13 protein-coding genes are annotated in these 17,668 nt (G+C 64.1%); 4 read left to right on the top strand and 9 right to left on the bottom strand.

Annotated features, from left to right (window positions below; all coding sequences use genetic code 11):
- Positions 1–80 precede the first annotated feature (80 nt).
- A complete protein-coding gene (locus ACFFJ6_RS18275; protein ID WP_378390426.1) occupies positions 81–3,077 on the bottom strand; it encodes an autotransporter outer membrane beta-barrel domain-containing protein in 2,997 nt (998 codons plus the stop codon).
- A 599-nt stretch (positions 3,078–3,676) separates the two neighbouring features.
- Complete coding sequence (locus ACFFJ6_RS18270; protein ID WP_378392189.1) at positions 3,677–3,991, bottom strand: ArsR/SmtB family transcription factor; 315 nt, start codon at positions 3,989–3,991, stop codon at positions 3,677–3,679.
- 91 nt (positions 3,992–4,082) lie between these two features.
- Between ACFFJ6_RS18270 and ACFFJ6_RS18265 the strand changes: the two genes are divergently transcribed.
- Both ACFFJ6_RS18265 and ACFFJ6_RS18260 read left to right on the top strand, forming a co-directional pair.
- Complete coding sequence (locus ACFFJ6_RS18265; RefSeq protein WP_378390424.1) at positions 4,083–4,832, top strand: SDR family NAD(P)-dependent oxidoreductase; 750 nt, start codon at positions 4,083–4,085, stop codon at positions 4,830–4,832.
- A gap of 337 nt (positions 4,833–5,169) precedes the next feature.
- Positions 5,170–5,421 (top strand): hypothetical protein, encoded by a 252-nt coding sequence (locus ACFFJ6_RS18260; protein ID WP_378390422.1) that lies wholly within the window; start codon positions 5,170–5,172, stop codon positions 5,419–5,421.
- 80 nt (positions 5,422–5,501) lie between these two features.
- On the opposite strand, the gene ACFFJ6_RS18255 is transcribed toward ACFFJ6_RS18260, so the two are convergent.
- The 3 genes from ACFFJ6_RS18255 to ACFFJ6_RS18245 form a co-directional block, all read right to left on the bottom strand.
- Positions 5,502–5,834, bottom strand: coding sequence for a hypothetical protein (locus ACFFJ6_RS18255; RefSeq protein ID WP_378390420.1), 333 nt, complete (start codon positions 5,832–5,834; stop codon positions 5,502–5,504).
- Between the two features lie 136 nt (positions 5,835–5,970).
- Positions 5,971–7,188: a DUF2778 domain-containing protein gene (locus ACFFJ6_RS18250; RefSeq protein WP_378390418.1), complete on the bottom strand. Its 1,218-nt coding sequence runs from the start codon at positions 7,186–7,188 to the stop codon at positions 5,971–5,973.
- Between the two features lie 363 nt (positions 7,189–7,551).
- Positions 7,552–8,247 (bottom strand): DUF899 family protein, encoded by a 696-nt coding sequence (locus ACFFJ6_RS18245; RefSeq protein ID WP_378390416.1) that lies wholly within the window; start codon positions 8,245–8,247, stop codon positions 7,552–7,554.
- 144 nt (positions 8,248–8,391) lie between these two features.
- On the opposite strand from ACFFJ6_RS18245, the gene cowN reads away from it, so the two are divergent.
- Entirely contained in the window at positions 8,392–8,670 is a 279-nt protein-coding gene (cowN, locus tag ACFFJ6_RS18240; RefSeq protein ID WP_378390414.1) for a N(2)-fixation sustaining protein CowN, read from the top strand.
- Between the two features lie 10 nt (positions 8,671–8,680).
- Here the strand turns inward: cowN and ACFFJ6_RS18235 are convergent, their stop codons facing one another.
- The 4 genes from ACFFJ6_RS18235 to ACFFJ6_RS18220 all read right to left on the bottom strand — a co-directional run bounded on the left by ACFFJ6_RS18235 (position 8,681) and on the right by ACFFJ6_RS18220 (position 17,006).
- Positions 8,681–10,390, bottom strand: a complete 1,710-nt coding sequence (locus ACFFJ6_RS18235) for an IlvD/Edd family dehydratase (protein WP_378390412.1) — start codon at positions 10,388–10,390, stop codon at positions 8,681–8,683.
- 354 nt (positions 10,391–10,744) lie between these two features.
- Positions 10,745–12,175: an aldehyde dehydrogenase family protein gene (locus tag ACFFJ6_RS18230; RefSeq protein WP_378390409.1), complete on the bottom strand. Its 1,431-nt coding sequence runs from the start codon at positions 12,173–12,175 to the stop codon at positions 10,745–10,747.
- Positions 12,176–12,417: 242 nt separating this feature from the next.
- Positions 12,418–14,439, bottom strand: a complete 2,022-nt coding sequence (locus ACFFJ6_RS18225) for a putative bifunctional diguanylate cyclase/phosphodiesterase (protein ID WP_378390407.1) — start codon at positions 14,437–14,439, stop codon at positions 12,418–12,420.
- 143 nt (positions 14,440–14,582) lie between these two features.
- Positions 14,583–17,006 carry a thiamine pyrophosphate-binding protein gene (locus ACFFJ6_RS18220; protein ID WP_378390405.1) on the bottom strand — a complete coding sequence of 808 codons (2,424 nt, stop codon included), beginning with the start codon at positions 17,004–17,006 and terminating at the stop codon, positions 14,583–14,585.
- Between the two features lie 132 nt (positions 17,007–17,138).
- On the opposite strand from ACFFJ6_RS18220, the gene ACFFJ6_RS18215 reads away from it, so the two are divergent.
- Positions 17,139–17,600, top strand: coding sequence for an Lrp/AsnC family transcriptional regulator (locus ACFFJ6_RS18215; RefSeq protein WP_378390403.1), 462 nt, complete (start codon positions 17,139–17,141; stop codon positions 17,598–17,600).
- Positions 17,601–17,668 lie beyond the last annotated feature (68 nt).

The following is a 17,668-nucleotide window of genomic DNA, read 5'->3' as shown; positions in this document are numbered from 1 at the left end:
CCCGGCAAGCGCGTGCGACGATTGGAGGATGAGAGCGGCGGGGCCGGCCGGATGCCTGATCCGGCCGGCGATGAGCGCGCCTAGAACGTCACGCGGAGATTGGCGCGGACGCCCTGGTCGGAGACGCCGGTGCCGACCTGGCCCGAGTAATTGACGCTGATCGCAGCAGTCGGCGTCAGTGCGGTGCCGAGCCCCGCTTCGAACACGGCAACGTCCTGCGCAAGCGGCACGCCCCACACGGTGAAAGCGCCGCCACCAGCGAACGCGTTGGTGGCCGTCGGGATGACGTGGTTCAGCGTGTGGCGCCAGCCGACCATGCCGTTTGCCGTCAGCGCCGTGGAGCCGACATCGAAGCCGCCCTTGGCGCGCAGGCCGAGCGTGGTGAACGCCGCGTCGATCGTGTCGCTCGCGCTGGTCAGCGCCGCCGCGCCGCCCTTTTCGGTGAAGCCGGAAGTGGCGAGGTTCACGTAAGCGAAGCCGGCGAACGGCTGCAGCGCGGCGCGGCCGAGTTCGATGTTGTAGCCGACATCACCGTAGACCTGCGTGGTGCGCGCATTGTAGTCGGCGACCAATCGGTCGGCGAAGCCCGACAGGACGACGTTGCGGCTCGAGGTCAGGGTGTGCCAGGCGTGGTTCGCGCCGAAGCTGAGCGTGATCCCGTTCAAGTCGCTGCCGCCATAGGCGCCGATGCTGTAGGTGTCGCCCGACACCGAACCGCGGCCGCCGTCGAGATTAACGCTGGTGTAGCCGTAGCCGCCGACGAGGCCGAGCCGCAGCGTATCGAACACGTCGCCATCGGCACCGAACAGCACGCCGCCAGTGGTGCGACGAACGCCGGTGGCATTGCCGTTGCCGTCAGCGGTGGCCCAGGAGCCATAGCCACGCGTCCACACCGACGTGTCTGGACCGCGGCGCGCCGACTGCACCTGCTGCGTCGTCGCCTCCCGCACGAAGCGGCTGTCATCGAGCAGCGCCGTCTTGGCCGAGGCGTAAGCCTCGCCGGACACCTGATCGAATGCCGTTCGGGCCGCACTGTCGCTGGTCAGCGCCGAAACCGCGGAGCGCAGGCCGTTGCCGATCGGCACGCTCTGCAGCCCATTCGCCGCGGCGCGCTGATTGGCGGTCGCGGCCGCATCGGCGAAGGCCCGGATCTGAACCGCATCGACGTACACATGGGTCGGGTCGTAAGTCGCCATCAGTGCGTAGAACGCCGACACATAGGTGTCGCCGGTCAGCGTGTAGCTGCCGCTGACGCCGCCGGTCGCGCTCAGCACGGTGTAGCGAACGTCCGGCAGATAGGCGCCGGCGCCGTAGCGCGTGACATTAAGGATCGCGCCGTTGTCGATCGTCGCGGTGCCAGTCACCGCGATCTTGTCCGAGACCGTGCTGCCCGGCACCAGTTCGGCCAGATAGGTGGCCCCCGACGCCTGATGATAATTGCCCGCCACCGTGAGCGTGCCCGGGCTGTTGCCGGGCGAGATCGTCGAGCCCGACTGCATGTCGATGGTGCCGACCGTCCCCGAGCCCGACAGCGACGCGCCGCTATAGACAGTCACCGCGGACGTTCCGCTGTCGCTGTTGACGATGAGCTTGCCGTCCTTGACCAGCATCGTGCCGGTGAAGCCGCTGCCGTTGCCGGACAAAGTCAGCGTGCTGCTGCCGGACTTCTCGATGAAATCGAAATCGTGGAATTGACCGGTCGCCCCGAACGACAGCATCGCCAGCGACGCCGCGCTGGTGGCGTTCAGAACAAGGGTGTTATCCCCCGTTCCCGCCTGGACGACGCCCTGGATGTTCGGATCAGCGGCGTTGAGGATCAGCCGGTTGGTGCCGCTGCCGAACTGGATGGCGGCTCCGCCCCCCGTATTGGCGATGGTGCCGCTGTTGGTGATCGTCGAATTGCCATTGCCAGTGACGATCGCCGCTTCGGTCGCCGAGCTGGTGGTGATCGTGCCCGAGTTCACGAGCGAATTGGTGGTGCCGTCGAGGCTTGCGCCCGTCCCGGTCGCCGTGATGGTTCCGCTGTTGGTCACGCTGACGACGCCGTTTCCGGTCGACGCGACGATACCCTGCGCTGCGGTGACCGATCCGGCTTGGGTGATGGTGATTCCGCCGGACGCCGAGGTGGCCAGAATGCCAACCTGGGCGGCTTCGACCACGCCGCCGAGCTGGTTCTCGATGGTCGTCTGGCCGGACGTCCCGACATTCGTATACAGGCCGTAATGCCCTGAGCCGAGATCGGCATGGCTGGCGTTGTCGCGCGAAATCGCGGTGCCGCTGTTGACGATCGAGACATCGCCGGTTTCGGTCCAGGCCACGATGGCGGAATCGTCCTTCGCGGTCACGGTTCCGGAGTTCGTAATCGTCGCCGGGCCGTTATTCGACCAGGCCACAAGGCCCTGGCGATACTTGCTCTCCACAGTGCCGGAATTGTCGATGGAGGCGAGACCGTTGTAGTTGATGGCGCGGGCGCCGGCGAGCTGCGACGTGACCTCACCGGAATTGACGATACTCACCGTCGACGGATCGGTGCCGGCATAGTTGCCGTCGGCGTAAAGACCGCGACCGCGAGCCGCCGTGACCTTGCCGGAATTGGTCAGGCTGACATTGCCGATATGGGTCGTCAGCGAGATGCCGTCCTGCTCCACGCCGTTGGCGATGACGGTGCCGGCATTGTTGACGGAGAGATTTCCGGAGACTTCGTTGCGCAGCCAGACCGCCGCGAAAAGCTGATCCGACCGCAGCGTAACCTCCGGGCCGATGATCACCGAGAGATCGGCGTTGGCCCGTGCCGTCGCCCAGGCGAAGGCGGGATAAAGCGGCCGATAGACGTCGGTCTTGCCGACGATATTCACCGTCACATCCAACGGTGCGGTGGAAAAGATCGACGGATAGAGATCGATGCCGAGCGACTTCACCGAGTCGATGGTGATGGACGAGGTCCCCTTCACCGGGGCCGCCGAGACCAGCAACCTGTTGCACGAGACCATCACGACATTGCCCGTCGCGCTGCACCCGGCCTGAGCCGCCGTGCCGGAAACCGCTCCGATCAGGAGTTGGCTAAGTGCGGTCGTCATCAGGAGTCGTCGAGCCGACGCGCGAAAATACGGGCTGAGGGGAATATTTTCACGCCACGACATATTAAACCTCATTTACTGACTCATGGTGATTTAAAAGCGTTTAATTATGGGGAACCCGAGTGGCAATCGGTTTATTTATTTATGTGGCCGGCGGACGAATAAATTGCGGTTTAATTTTGGGGATTTCGACGTCGGCCGCCACCGATTACCGGCGATATACCGGCGCACGGAACAACCGGCGCGAGCAGCGGTCGGGATCGCCGCCGAATCACGGGCGCGCCGCCAGGCCGGCCGTGGCGCCGTGCGCCGCAAAGCCGGCCACGCATGGATCCGCAGAGGGGAATTGCAAACATGCCTTCGGGGCCACCTCGAGCGCCACGCGCAGCTCCGCGTCACGACGCCCGGGATCGGTGGCTTGAATGACGGCCGCGCTGACCTGTCGAAGCGCAGCCGCGATCGGACCACGCATTCTGCCGCTGCCCGGCGAGGACGGTCGTCGAGCGACCATTCGAACTTTGCGAGCGGGCGGCCAGCCCCACGCCCGTCTATTTATTCAATAATCGGAATTTAAACAGCGACAAAGTTTAAAACCGAACCTATTCGTCGGCGTGTTTTAAAATCGCCTTGAGTAGTCCCGGAAACCGCGCGTTGATGTCGGCCTCGCGCACGACGTTGCGGTTCTCGACGCCCTTCTTGGTGGTCTGAATCAAGCCGGCGTCGCGTAACACGCGGAAGTGGTTGGAGAGCGTCGACTTCGGAATGTCGGGACACGGCGCGGCCGCCGTGCACGACATGCAGTCGCCCTCCTGCAGCAGCGCCCTGACGATGCGCAGCCGCATCGGATCGCTCAGCGCGGCGAGCACGCCGGCCAGCGTGATGTCGTTGCGGGCTGGATGAACGAACTGCACCATGAGAAAAATATAGGCGCCCCCTTGTTCTGGTTCAATAGTCCCATATTTCCGAACTACTGTATTACAAAAATAGGGAACAAGGGACAGATCCATGACCAACACTCTGCAAGGCAAGGTCGCGCTGGTGACCGGCGCATCGAAGGGCATCGGCGCAGCGATCGCGCTGAAGCTCGCGGAGGACGGCGCAGCGGTCGCCGTGAATTACGCCTCCAGCAAGGCGGGCGCCGACGCGGTGGTGGCAAAGATCCAGGCGGCCGGCGGCAAGGCGATCGCCGTTCACGGCGACCTTGCCCAGCCGGCCGACGCAACCAAGCTGGTCGCCGAGACGGTGAAGGCGCTCGGCCCGATCGACGTGCTGGTCAACAATGCCGGCGTCTATGAATTCGGCGCGCTCGACGTCATCACGCCCGAGCATTTCCATCGCCAGTTCAACATCAACGTGCTCGGCCTGCTGCTGGTGACGCAGGAAGCGGCGCGGCACTTCAACGACGGCGGCAGCATCGTCAACATCTCGTCGGGGGCCTCGACCATGGCGATGCCGAGTACGGCGGTGTACGGCGCGACCAAGGCCTCGGTGGACCTGATCACCGGGGTGCTGGCCAAGGAACTGGCGCCGCGCAAGATCCGCGTCAACGCCGTCAATCCCGGCATGGTCGTCACCGAAGGGGTCAAGACCGCCGGCTTCCACGAGGGCGAGATGCGAAAGCAGCTCGAAGCCATCACCCCGCTGGGCCGCGTCGGTGAAGCCGACGAAATCGCCGCCGTGGTTGCCTTCCTCGCCTCGGACGCCGCCTCCTACGTCACTGGCGAAACGTTGCACGTGACCGGCGGCCTGAAGTAAGCGCCCTCTCCCGCGGCTATGCCCGGGGATATACGGCGGACGCGCAGCGGTGACGATTTCCAACTCCCCGCTGCGCGCCGTCTCACCGCATACGCGGTTCCGGACTTTCACATCGCGTTGTCCGCCGCGGAGCGCAGGAATGCGGATTTCACTCTTCGAAGAGAGCCACCTATAAATCCATTTTCCTGCGCACGTCTGCCTGCGTACACACTAAATCAGGACGCGAAGTCATTATCACTTTCCCGCCATGGTTCCTTCACCGGCAATTCATTCCTCGACCACCAAGGTCCAGCAGGTCGTTCGACCTAGATCAGCATCAGTTTGAGGAGAAACGCTTGTGAAGAAAATTGCATTGGGAGTGGCTGCCGCCCTCGCGCTTGGTTTCAGCGCTTTCAGCGGTGCGGCCTCGGCGGCACCCGCGACATCCACGAAGACGACGATCGTCAAGCCGATGACGGACGTTTCGGCGCAGCGCTACGTTGAACGGCGCCGCGTGATCCGCCGTGGCCCGCACTGCACCGTGCGCAAGGTGGTGACCCGTGGACCGCACGGCCACCGTGTCGTCCGCACCAGCCGCGTCTGCCGCTAACGCCACGCGTCAAGATCGGAGCGGACCCGTATAGGGTCCGCTCCATTCCATCATGCGCGAGAAGTGACAAGCGAACCGCGTCACCAACGTTCGAAGCTGCGGCGATCCCAGCCATCGTCATCGTTCGAACGATCCGCCGGCTGCTGCTGGCGCCGCACCGTACGCATCGAGGGCTGCGGTTTGTCCTGCGGCGGATTGAAGACCACGTAGCACGCCGGACTGAGGCGCGGTCCCGCCGCGCGCAGGCAGCTCTCGATCCGTGATGCATCAGGAATATACTGGCCGCAGAGCCGAAGGGCGTCGGGCGTACAGGCTTCGCGCTGCGCCTCGGTGCCGCGCTGCTGGGCGAGCGCCACACCGCCGCCGAGCAGCGTCGCCAATGCAAGGACGCCTGAGAAAGTTCGTGAGGGCATGGTCGATCCTCCGATGAGATCGACCAATCGTTCAAAACCGAAAATGGTTCCGGCGCGCGCTACACATCCTCAGACAGTCGGATCGCGTGAGCCAGCCTGGCGCCGCTCGTGCGCGTCGCAAGGCTGGAGAGGCGCATCAGCTCATGCTGGCGACGACGACCAGACGCTTGACTTCGCCGCGCTTGAACGCCTGCAGAAACGCGTTGTAGTCCCGAAACGAAACACAGCCGTTGGAGTCGCCGCGCGGTCCCAGCATGTAGGTGTGGGCCAGCAGGCCGGTGCGACCGTGGATCATGTCCTCGCCGCCGACCGGCGTGAGGCGGATCGCGGCGACGCCGTGGAACAGCGCTTCGCGCATCTTGAGGTCGTAGATGTGCGGCGGGGTGGCGCCCTGCATCCGCACGTTGACGTGGCGCGGATCGTCCATTCGCGCACCAAGACCGGAATGCGCCTCGAGCTTGGTGCCGTCCGGCATGTACACGGTCTTGGCGGTGATGTCGTAGACCGCGGTGTAGCGATCATCGTCGGACGGCGTAAAGGCGGGATCGCGCGGCTCGCCGGTCGAGGTCACGCCGGCATCCGCAGAGGCGTAAGCGAGCGCTGGAGCATCAGGCTTGCCGAACAGCTTGTCGAAGAAGCTCGACTTGCTCTCGGACTTCTGCGCCATCAGCACCGCCTTGGCGCGGGCGACGAGCGCTTCCTGGCTGAAAGGATTGCGGGTCGGCCCCGGCGACACGCGGCTCGTGGTCGACTTGCTGCTGCGTTCGGGCGGCAACGGCACGGCGGTGGCGAGTTTCACCGGCTGCGGAGCCGGCGCCACCGCGACAGCGGCCTTGCCGGGATCGGTCTTGCCGTCATCGGCGTCCGTGGCCGGCGCGGGATTATTTTGCGTCGGCTTGAACCTGTCGGGCTCGAAGCCGAACGAATAATTGGCGTCGAGCAGCGCGTAATAGCGATGACCGGACTTGGTCTGCGGCGGCGCGGCGTTCGCGGCCTGCACGCTGGAGGTGACCGGCACATCGCCGGCATCGGCGGAAGCGACCTGCACACCGCCCTGCTTGGCCAATGCGGCTTTGAGCGCCAGGTGGGACATCAGGCTGGGCGCCGCGGCGGCCGCAGCGGCGAGCGGCTCAAAGCGAGCGGCGAAATCCGACCGTGCCACGCGGGTGGCCGGCTCATCGCCCCACGCACCGACGGCGGGGTAGATGCTCGCGCCGACCGTGTTGGCATATACGGTCCAGACGCAGCCAATCACTGGCAGCGCGACGGCGATCGCGCCGAGCGATTTACGAAAACCCATAGAGCGGGCCCCACGATGGTTGGGCAGATTACGCGCCCTCGAACCGACAGTCATACGCCAAGCACCCAGACATCCCCACTGGCTCTGCGGTGCTTTGAAACGATCTTACCGCACGCAGATGTGGCAGAACAGAGGAGCGCGATTAAGGCGTGTTTTAGTTAAATGCCGCTTAAGCGCTGACTGGCTGGACCATGCGCCGCCATGGTTAACAGGCTGTAAACTCGAAGCATCGATGGGTAATTTTGATACATCAATGGCTTAGCAGGGGCCCGCGGACGCTCCGAAGGGCACCGAAAGGCATCTTGGCACCGGCCGAGGGACCATATATCCCGACCGGGGCCGATCGGGCTGCCTTCACAAAGATGAAAAAATTTTCAGCTTCGCCGGTTCCAACGCCTCCTGGCACAGCTCCTGGCCTCAGCCGTAGCGGAGTTTCGGGTACCAATCGGCCCCCCGGCCCTCGGGCGTGCAGTCGAGAATCGTCCACAACGGCATCAGATCCGGGGCGCCGCGCGGGTCCTGACCGGGGTCGGCGGTGGCGGCGAACATCTCGCCGGCCCAGAAATGCCGGATCGTGCCATCGCGGCGGCTGAACACGTTGAAGGCCGCGTCGTCGCCGCCGTCCGGACCGATGCCGCCGTAGTCGCGGCTGTACTCCCCCGTGACATCGGTGAACAGCGGCAGGTGATGCCAGCCGCGGGCGCGCTTGAAAGCGATCAGCCGCTCGAGCGGCGACCGCGCAACGACCGCCAGCGCGACCCGCTGGGTGATGTCCGGAACCTCGCCGTCCCAGGCACTCAGCAACGAGCTGCACATCGGACATGGCTCGCTGCGCTGCGGTCCGAACATGTAGCTGTAGACCACCAGTGTCGACTTATCGCCAAACAGTCCGGCGAAGTCGGTTCGCCCGCCCTCGCCTTCGAACGAATAAGCGCCGGTAACTTCGCCGCCCGGCGGCAACTGCCGGCGCAATTCGGCGACACGTTCGATATGGCGGCGCAGCTCGATCTCCTCGGCGAGCAGCTCGGTGCGGGCGCGGCGATAATCCGCGCTTTCATTGGGAAAACGGGCCTGGCTGAGTCGGGCAAGCTCGGCGGCGGGCTTCAGGCTCATTGCAATCCTCCGGGATGAGGTGGGCATCATTCACCAGGACGAATCGCGCCAGGCCGATCCGACACGCCCAGGCACAATCGCTCATGCGTCATGATGGCATATCGCTTGCTTCGACGGCGAGCCCGCCGCCTTTTGGAGTTTGGAATGTCGGATTCGTTCGATCGCTATGTCAGCTTCAGGAACTGCAACTGGGAGGTTCGATCCGAGCGCGTGATGACGCGATTACAAAAACACATCGACGCCGCAGGGAATCCGTTCTGGGCCTACTTCGCGCAGAAGCGCACCGAACTACGCGAGAAGCAGGGTCTCGACGATCTGCGCGTGCTGCACAACTATCTGCCGACGCTCCGCGAATTGCTTGAAGACAACGGCGATCTCGAAACCCTGGCGATGCTGGAAGAGCTCGAAGCCACGCTGATGTAGGACGCTGAGATCAGCGCTCGCCGCGCCCGGCCGCAGTGAGAAAATCGAAGTCGCAGCCTTCATCCGCCTGCAGGATCGTGTCGTGGAACAGTTGCGCGTAGCCGCGCGGCGGCCGCGCCACGGCAGACGAAGGCAACGATACCCGGCGGCGAGCGAGTTCGCTCGCGTCCACCAGCAGATCGATCCTCCGCGCCGCCACGTCCAATGTGATGCGATCGCCGGTCTCGATCAGCGCCAGCGGCCCGCCGTCGGCGCTCTCCGGGGTAATGTGCAGCACGATGGTGCCGAACGCGGTGCCGCTCATGCGTGCGTCCGAGATCCGAACCATGTCCTTCACCCCTGCCCGGGCCAGCTTCAGCGGGATCGGCAGATAGCCCGCCTCCGGCATCCCCGGTGCGCCCTTCGGCCCGGCGTTGCGCAGAACCAGCACGTCGTCGGCGGTGACATCGAGATCAGGGTCATCGATCCGCAACGTCATGTCTTCGACCGAGTCGAACACCACCGCCCGGCCGGTGTGCTGCATGAGCTTGGGCGACGCCGCTGCGTGCTTGATGACTGCGCCGCGCGGCGCGAGATTGCCGGTGAGAAACGCAATGCCGCCTTCCCGGCGGATCGGATTGTCGCGCGAGCGGATCACGTCCTGGCCCGGCACATCCTCAGCCTTCGCCACGACCTCGCGCAGCGTCGCGCCGGTGATCGTCCCGGCATCGAGATCGATCAGTTCGCCGAGTTGCGCCATCAGCTTGGGTACGCCGCCGGCGTGATGAAAGTGCTCCATGTAGTGCGCGCCGGAGGGCTTGAGATCGACCAGCACCGGAACGTCGCGGCCGATGCTGTCGAACACATCGAGATCGATCTTGTGGGGGACGCGGCCGGCGATTGCGGTGAGGTGGATCAGTCCATTGGTGGAGCCGCCGATCGCCTGCAGCACCACCTGCGCGTTGCGGAACGCGGCGGGCGTGAGCAGTTCGCTGGGCTTCGGCCCCTTGGCCCTGGCCATCTGCGCGGCGACGCGGCCGCTCTCCTCGGCCGAGCGGAAACGTTCAGCATGCGGCGCCGGAATCGTCGCGCTCATCGGCAGCGACAGGCCCATGGCCTCGGTGAGGCACGCCATCGTTGAGGCCGTGCCCATCACCATGCAGGTACCGACCGACGGCGCGAGTCGGCCATTGACGGCCTCGATCTCCACCTCGTCGATTTCGCCGGCACGATGCTTCGCCCACAGCCTGCGGCAGTCTGTGCAGGCGCCAAGCACCTCGCCCTTGTGATGCCCGACCACCATCGGTCCGACCGGAATCACAACCGTCGGCAGATCGGCCGACACCGCCGCCATGATCTGCGCCGGCAGTGTCTTGTCGCAGCCGCCGATCACCACCACCGCGTCCATCGGCTGGGCGCGGATCATCTCCTCGGTGTCCATCGCCATCAGATTGCGCAGATACATCGAGGTCGGATGCGCGAAACTTTCAGCGATCGAGATGGTCGGAAACACCATCGGCATCGCGCCCGCCAGCATCACGCCACGTTTCACCGCCTCGATGATCTGCGGAACGTTGCCGTGGCAGGGATTGTAATCGCTGTGCGTGTTGGTGATGCCGACGATTGGACGTTCGAGCGCATCGTCCGAATAGCCCATGGCCTTGATGAAGGCCTTGCGAAGAAACAGCGAGAACCCGGCGTCGCCGTAAGAAGTGAGTCCCTTGCGCAGTCCGTCCGCCATGTCCCATCCCGCTGCCGTTTCGCGGCAATTGAAGGGTGGCGGAAGCGGATGTCAATCGCGGGCGGTCAAGTGATGATCTTGGCCACCAGCAACGCGATCAGAATAGCGAGGCCGCTGAGGCCGATGGTCAGGAACTGGCGTCGATGCGCGTCGGGAATGAGCGTGTTCATGAGATCCTTCACCGTCGGCCGACGAATCGACCTCCAACCGCAACATTGAACCCGCTTTTAGCGACGAGGTCATGACCCAACTACTCGGACGACTACCGGATTAGGAGCTGGATCTGAAATGCAAACGCCGGGACGGTGGAACCGTCCCGGCGTGACTGATCAACTCGGAATTGGGGGGGCGCGATCAGGCGGCGTTGAAGCCGGCGATCGCCTTGACCTCGAGATATTCTTCGAGACCGAACTTGCCCCACTCACGGCCGTTGCCCGACTGCTTGTAGCCGCCGAACGGCGCGGTGCGTTCGTTCGGCACGCCCTGCAGATTGACGTTGCCGGCGCGGATCTGCCGACCGACCTTGCGGGCGCGTTCGACAGAACCAGCCGAGACGTAGCCCGCCAGACCATAGGGCGTATCGTTGGCGAGCTTGACCGCCTCGTCCTCGTCCTTGGCGCCCATGATCACCAGCACCGGCCCGAAGATCTCTTCGCGCGCGATGGTCATGTTGTCGGTGACGTCGGCGAACACGGTCGGACGGACGTAGAAGCCCTTGTTGACGCCTTCCGGCAGGCCGGGGCCGCCCGCGACCAGCGTCGCACCTTCCTCGATGCCCTTGTGGATGAGCGCCTGGATCTTGTCCCATTGGCCGCGATTAACCACCGGGCCGATCGTGGTGCCCTCGCCGCGCGGATCGCCGGCCTTGGTCTTCTCCGCGACGCCCTTGGCGATCGCGGCGACTTCTTTCATCTTCGACAGCGGCACGATCATCCGGCTCGGCGCGTTGCACGACTGGCCGGAGTTGTTGAACATGTGCATCACGCCACTGGTGACCGCCTTGGTCAGGTCGGCATCTTCCAGGATCACGTTCGGCGACTTGCCGCCGAGTTCCTGGCTGACGCGCTTCACCGTCGGCGCCGCGCGCTTGGCGACATCGATGCCGGCGCGGGTCGAGCCGGTGAACGAGATCATGTCGATATCGGGATGCTCGCTCATCGCCGCACCGACCTCGGGGCCGAGGCCATTGACGAGGTTGAACACGCCCTTCGGCACGCCGGCTTCATGCAGGATCTCTGCGAAGATCAGAGCCGAAGTCGGGGTGAATTCGGAGGGCTTCAGGATCATGGTGCAGCCGGCAGCGAGCGCAGGCGCGACCTTGCAGGCGATCTGATTGAGCGGCCAATTCCATGGCGTGATCATGCCGACCACCCCGATCGGCTCACGCACGATGACCGCCGAGCCCATCGGCTCCTCGAAGACGTAGTTCTTCAGCACGTCGAGCGTGGACATGATGTGGCCGAGGCCGGCGCCGGCCTGCATCTTCTCGGCCATCGGCAGCGGCGCGCCCATCTCGTCCGACACCGCGGCGCCGATCTCCTTCATGCGGCCCTTGTAGATCGCAATGATCTTCTCGAGCAGCGCGATGCGCTCCTCGCGGCTGGTCTGCGAAAACGTTTCGAACGCCCGCTTGGCCGCAGCGACGGCCTTGTCGACGTCGGCCTTGGAGCCGAGTGCAACCTCATACATCGCCTCCTCGGTGGCCGGATTGACGACCGGCGTCGACTTGGGAGCGACGGGATCGACCCAGGCGCCGTCGATGTAGAATTGCATGCGGTTGACCATCGTGAACCTCTTCTTCTGATTTTGATTGCGGTGGTGGCAGGAGTCGGTGCGGACGGCGGCGCCTCCGGCGAGCATCCTCGCCCGGGCAACGCGAATGAGGTTGGGCCCGCCATGTGCGGGGGAGCGCATATAAAAACACTGCCGCGAACGGAGCAAGGCCGGACAAGACAATTGAGCGTGTGCGATCTCGTCGCGCGCCGGCCGCAAACCGCGACTTTGCCGCGCATTGCAGCGCAACAAAATCAGCCGGCCTGTGCGATCCGCTGAGCGGGCGCCGCGACGCCGGTGATGTGGCGATACTGTTCGAGCGGGTGCGGCTTGCCGATCAGATAGCCCTGCACTTCCTGGCACCCCGCGCCTGCCAGAAAAGCGAGCTGGCTTTCCGTCTCAACGCCTTCAGCGATCACCGGCAGCTTCAGACGGCGGGCAAGATCGAGGATCGCCTCGACGATCGCAGCGGAATCCGGATTGATTTCCAGCTTCCGGGTGAACACCTGATCGATCTTGATTTTGTCGAACGGGAACGATTGCAGATAGGACAACGACGAGTAGCCGGCGCCGAAATCATCCATCGCGACGCGGACGCCGAGATTCTTGATTCGCCGCAGGATCGCGATGGCGCCGGCGAAATCGTCGATCAGCACGCCTTCGGTGATCTCGACTTCGAGCCGTTTCGGGTCGAGCCCCGTCTCCATCAGCACCTGAAGAATCAACGTCGGCACGTCGAGCCGCCGGAAATCGAGCGGCGACAGGTTGACGGCGATCGCCAAAGGCTTGGGCCAGGAGGCAGCCTCCGCACAGGCGCTACGCAGCACCCACTCGTCGATCGCTCCGATCAACCCGGTTTCTTCCGCCAGGGGAATGAACACAGCGGGCGACACCATGCCACGGACCGGATGCCGCCAGCGCAGCAAAGCCTCGAAGCCGACGATTTCACCCTGGGTGGTCGCCTGCGGCTGATAATGGAGTTCGAACTCACCGTTCTGCACAGCCTCGGCGAGTTCGCGCTGCAGAGCACGCTTCTCGCGGATCTGCAGGTCCATCGATGGTTCGAACAGGCAGACGGTGCCTCGACGTTCGGTCTTGGCACGATACAACGCAACGTCGGCATGAGCGATCAGCGTGTCGGCGTTGTCGCCGTCGCGGGGATAGATGCTGACGCCGGCCGTCGAGCCAACGCGAATCGTGTGTCCCTCGATGTCGAATGCGATATCGCAGAGCGCGGCGACCTGGGCGCAGATCTCCTGCACCGCCCCCTCGGTCTGATCGGGCGGCGTGACGATCGAGAACTCGTCACCGCCTGGACGCGCGAGAAAGCCCCAGTGACAGGTTTCGGTGAGCTGCGCCGCCATCCTGGCGAGCACAGCGTCGCCGACCGACTGGCCGAACACGTCGTTGATCTCTTTGAACCGATCGATCCCGAGCCGGATCACCGCGAAGCTCGCGTGCTGTTCGCGGGCCACAGCGAGGCTCTGCACGATCCGCTGATTGAACGCGGCACGGTTCGGCAGGCCAGTGGCCAGATCATGCAGCGTGACATAGGCGAAACGCTGCTCGGCCATCTTGTAATCGGTGACGTCGGAGTGTTTGGCGATCCAGCCGCCGTTCGGCAACGGTCGGAATTCGATCTTGATGTGTCGGCCATCAAGGAGCGCGATGATCGCCTCCGATGGCTCGCCGCTGGCACTGGCCGCCTTGATTTCCGCGAGTTGTTCGACGTCGACGAGCTGATTGCCGCTGACTCGAAGTATCTCGACGAGGTCCTTCAACCGGCTGCCGGCGAGCGCCTGGCCGGGAGGAATCGCATAAATCTCGAGAAACGCTTCGTTCCAGGACTCCAACCGGCCATTGGGGCTGAACAAGCAGAACCCCAGCCTGTCCTCATGCACCACCGCGTCGAGCACCATCATGCGCTTGGCTAAAGCGTCGCGAACGTTTTCGGTCCCGTGCGCGCCGGACCAGACCGCCATCGCGACGGTCACCGTCAAGCCCAGGATCGTCAGGGTGACGAGGGAGAGAGCGAAGTTGCGTACAGCCGGTGCCTCAGGAAACGCCAGCAGCAGCACGACAGTCAGCGCGCTGATGATGGCGCAGCCTGCGGCCACGCAGCCCGCAACGACCCAGCCCCGTCGGACACGGCCGGAGCTGACGTAAGTAAAGCGGAGCGCTCCGGCCGCCGCCATGCCGCCGAGCAGACACAGCGCGAGCCCAAGAACCACCAGGCCAATGTGCTGCTGATCCCATGCGGGAGAAAATTGAAGCATATCCGGTCCAGACCAGCGAAGACGCCTCAATATCCCATCGTAGTTTTGCCTAATGCTTAAAGATCAAAAAGAAAGACAAACCGAGACAAGTAATACTGCCCCCGATTCCGGCTTTGGAGTTCGCTTATTGTGCAATCAACCAACTATTCACCATAGCTCATCGGCAAAAACTGGACGGCCATCTTCCGGTGCAGCACGGGAGCGCCCCCAACAAGACTTTCAGCAGCATCGATGATCGCGTTGGCATCGATGCCGTAGTGCCGATACAGCTCCGGAATGCTGCCGGTCTGGCCAAAATGCTCGACCCCAAGCGCTTCCATCCGATGACCGCAGACCGCACCGATCCACCCCAGCGTCGCCGGATGACCATCCAGCACGGTGACGATGCCGCAGCTCCGCGGCAGCGGAGCAAGCAGATTTTCGATATGGCTGGCGTGGCGCGATCCTCGATGTGCACGGCGCAGGCGGCGCGCCGCCGTCCAGCCCGCATGCAACCGGTCGGCGGACGTGATCGCCAGGAGTCCGATATCGCGACGGCTGTCGCCGAGCAGGCCGACGGCCTCGATCGCCTCGGGCGCGACGGCGCCGGTGTATGCGATCACCAGCTCGCAGTTCGGGCCCGGCTTACGCAGCCAATAGGCGCCGTTGACGAAGGCCTTCTCCAAATCCGGCGTCAACATCCGCTGCGGTTGCTCGATCATCCGCGTCGACAGCCGCAAATAGACCGAACCGCCGGACCGCATGCCGTCGTCGGCATCGCCGCCTTCGACGTTGTCGCGCTGCATATGCTCGAAGCCCCAACGCATGATCGTCGCGAGTTCGTCAACGAAGGCAGGCTCGAACGACGCCAGCCCGTCCTGTGCGATCCCGATCAGCGGCGTTGCAATCGACTGATGCGCGCCGCCTTCCGGCGCCAGCGTGATGCCGGACGGCGTCGCGGCCACCATGAAGCGCGCGTCCTGGTAACAGGCGTAGTTCAGCGCATCGAGCCCGCGCTGGATGAAAGGGTCGTACAGCGTGGCGATCGGCAGCAGTCGCTCTCCGTTGATGGAATGCGACAGTCCGAGAGCAGACATCAGGATGAACAAATTCATCTCGGCGATGCCGAGCTCGATATGTTGGCCGTTGGGCGAGAAGTCCCAGTTGAACGTGGTCGGAATTTTCTCGCTGCGGAACAAATCAGCCTTCTCGGCGCGCGCGAACAGGCCGCGGCGATTGACCCAGGCGCCGAGATTCGTTGAGACCGTGACATCCGGCGATGCCGTCACGATCCGGGACGCCAGCGCGCTGTCGCCGCGCGCCAGTTCGTTGAGGATCAGGCCGAAACCCTGCTGGGTCGACATCTGCGGGCTCGGCTTGAACGACAGCCGGTCGGGTACGTCGACAACCGGCGCGCGCAGGCGGCGCTCCCCTCCGCCATTGAGGGGCGCGCTCCGTAACAGCGCATCGAGCGCCGCGGTGTCCTGCGTCAGGCCTTCGAAACGATCCCATTCGTGGCCGGGGCAAATATTCTGCGCGGCGCGATAAGCTTCGATCTGCGCCGGCGTCATCAGCCCGGCGTGATTATCCTTATGGCCCTGGAACGGCAGTCCGACGCCCTTGATCGTGTAGGCGATGAAGCACACCGGGCGATCGTGATCGATGGCTTCAAACGCATCCAGCAGGCTCGCCATGTCATGGCCGCCGAGATTGGACATCAGCGCCAGCAGTTCGTCGTCGCTGCGCGCGTCGATCAGGCGCGACACCTCGCCCTGGTCGCCGATTTCGTCCTGGAGACGCTTGCGGAACGCCGCCCCGCCCTGGAAGCACAGCGCCGCGTACATCTGGTTCGGGCAGTTGTCGATCCAGTGCCGCAGCGCCTCGCCGCCGGGCTCGGCAAACGCCTGCTGCATCAGCCGGCCGTACTTCACGATCACGACGTCCCAGCCGAAATTGCGGAACATCGACTCGAACTTCTCCCACAAGCCTTCGCGGACCACCGCATCGAGACTTTGACGATTGTAGTCCACCACCCACCAGGTGTTGCGGAGACCGTGCTTCCAGCCTTCGAGCAACGCCTCGAAGATATTGCCCTCGTCCATCTCGGCGTCGCCGACCAGCGCGATCATCCGACCTTCGCGACGATTCTTCATCCAGCCATGAGCCGTGACGTAGTCCTGGACCAGCGAGGAGAACAGCGTCTGCGCCACACCGAGGCCTACCGAGCCGGTCGAGAAATCGACGTCGTCGGCGTCCTTGGTGCGCGACGGATAGGATTGCGCGCCCTTGAAGCCGCGGAAATTTTCGAGACGTTCGCGGCTCTGCCGGCCGAACAGATACTGGATGGCGTGGAAGATCGGGCTGGCATGCGGCTTCACCGCGACGCGGTCTTCCGGCCGCAGCACCGCGAAATACAGCGCGGACATGATGGTCGCGAGCGACGCCGACGATGCCTGATGACCGCCAACCTTCAGCCCATCCGCGTTCGGACGGACATGATTGGCGTGATGGATCATCCAGGTCGACAGCCACAGCGCCTTCCGGGTCAGCGCATTCAGCAAGTCGAGGCGGTCCGGGGATTGCGGCATGGCGATCACCTGCGTTGAGATTGCCAAAGTCTACGATGGATCCCCGCCAGGATATTCTCAATTTATGGCGGCGCAGCGCTCTGAATTGGGATAAACTCGTTGTTGTAAAGGTCTTCTGAGCGATTTATCCCAATGCCCAACCTCGACGCGATCGACCGCAAGATTCTCGCCGCACTGCAGGCCGATGGCCGCATCACCATGCAGGAGCTCGCCGATCAGGTCGGCCTGTCGGTGTCGCCGTGTCATCGCCGGGTCAAGCTGCTGGAGAATCGCGGCGTCATCAGCCGCTACACCGCCCAGGTCGATCAGAAGGCCCTCGGCCTGCATGTCAGCGTCTTCATCTCGATCAAGCTGACGCGGCAGAAAGAAGAAGACCTCACCCGCTTCGCCAAGGCGATCTCGAAATGGGACGAAGTGCTGGAGTGCTATCTGATGACCGGCAACCGCGACTATCTCCTGCGGGTGGTCGCCACCGATCTGGCCGCCTACGAGAACTTCCTGAAAACCAAGCTGACCCGCCTCGACGGCATCGCCTCGATCGAGTCGAGCTTCGCGCTCAGCCAGGTGAAATATTCGATCGCGCTGCCGCTGTGAGGCAACAAGCTCTCCCCGTCATTGCGAGCGCAGCGAAGCAATCCAGCTTAGTGCACTGCATCTGGATT

This window comes from Rhodopseudomonas telluris (assembly GCF_042432815.1).
Taxonomy (GTDB): Bacteria; Pseudomonadota; Alphaproteobacteria; order Rhizobiales; family Xanthobacteraceae; genus Rhodopseudomonas; species Rhodopseudomonas telluris.
The sequence above is the reverse complement of the archived record's forward strand: the minus strand, read 5'-3'. Positions and strand labels throughout refer to the sequence as shown.

What these genes read in the sequence shown, in the direction of transcription:
- ACFFJ6_RS18275 (WP_378390426.1), bottom strand. Translation starts at nt 3,077, where the DNA reads ATGACGACCGCACTTAGCCAACTCCTGATCGGAGCGGTTTCCGGCACG.
- ACFFJ6_RS18270 (WP_378392189.1), bottom strand. Translation starts at nt 3,991, where the DNA reads ATGGTGCAGTTCGTTCATCCAGCCCGCAACGACATCACGCTGGCCGGC.
- ACFFJ6_RS18265 (WP_378390424.1), top strand. Translation starts at nt 4,083, where the DNA reads ATGACCAACACTCTGCAAGGCAAGGTCGCGCTGGTGACCGGCGCATCG.
- ACFFJ6_RS18255 (WP_378390420.1), bottom strand. Translation starts at nt 5,834, where the DNA reads ATGCCCTCACGAACTTTCTCAGGCGTCCTTGCATTGGCGACGCTGCTC.
- ACFFJ6_RS18250 (WP_378390418.1), bottom strand. Translation starts at nt 7,188, where the DNA reads ATGACTGTCGGTTCGAGGGCGCGTAATCTGCCCAACCATCGTGGGGCC.
- ACFFJ6_RS18245 (WP_378390416.1), bottom strand. Translation starts at nt 8,247, where the DNA reads ATGAGCCTGAAGCCCGCCGCCGAGCTTGCCCGACTCAGCCAGGCCCGT.
- cowN (WP_378390414.1), top strand. Translation starts at nt 8,392, where the DNA reads ATGTCGGATTCGTTCGATCGCTATGTCAGCTTCAGGAACTGCAACTGG.
- ACFFJ6_RS18235 (WP_378390412.1), bottom strand. Translation starts at nt 10,390, where the DNA reads ATGGCGGACGGACTGCGCAAGGGACTCACTTCTTACGGCGACGCCGGG.
- ACFFJ6_RS18230 (WP_378390409.1), bottom strand. Translation starts at nt 12,175, where the DNA reads ATGGTCAACCGCATGCAATTCTACATCGACGGCGCCTGGGTCGATCCC.
- ACFFJ6_RS18225 (WP_378390407.1), bottom strand. Translation starts at nt 14,439, where the DNA reads ATGCTTCAATTTTCTCCCGCATGGGATCAGCAGCACATTGGCCTGGTG.
- ACFFJ6_RS18220 (WP_378390405.1), bottom strand. Translation starts at nt 17,006, where the DNA reads ATGCCGCAATCCCCGGACCGCCTCGACTTGCTGAATGCGCTGACCCGG.
- ACFFJ6_RS18215 (WP_378390403.1), top strand. Translation starts at nt 17,139, where the DNA reads ATGCCCAACCTCGACGCGATCGACCGCAAGATTCTCGCCGCACTGCAG.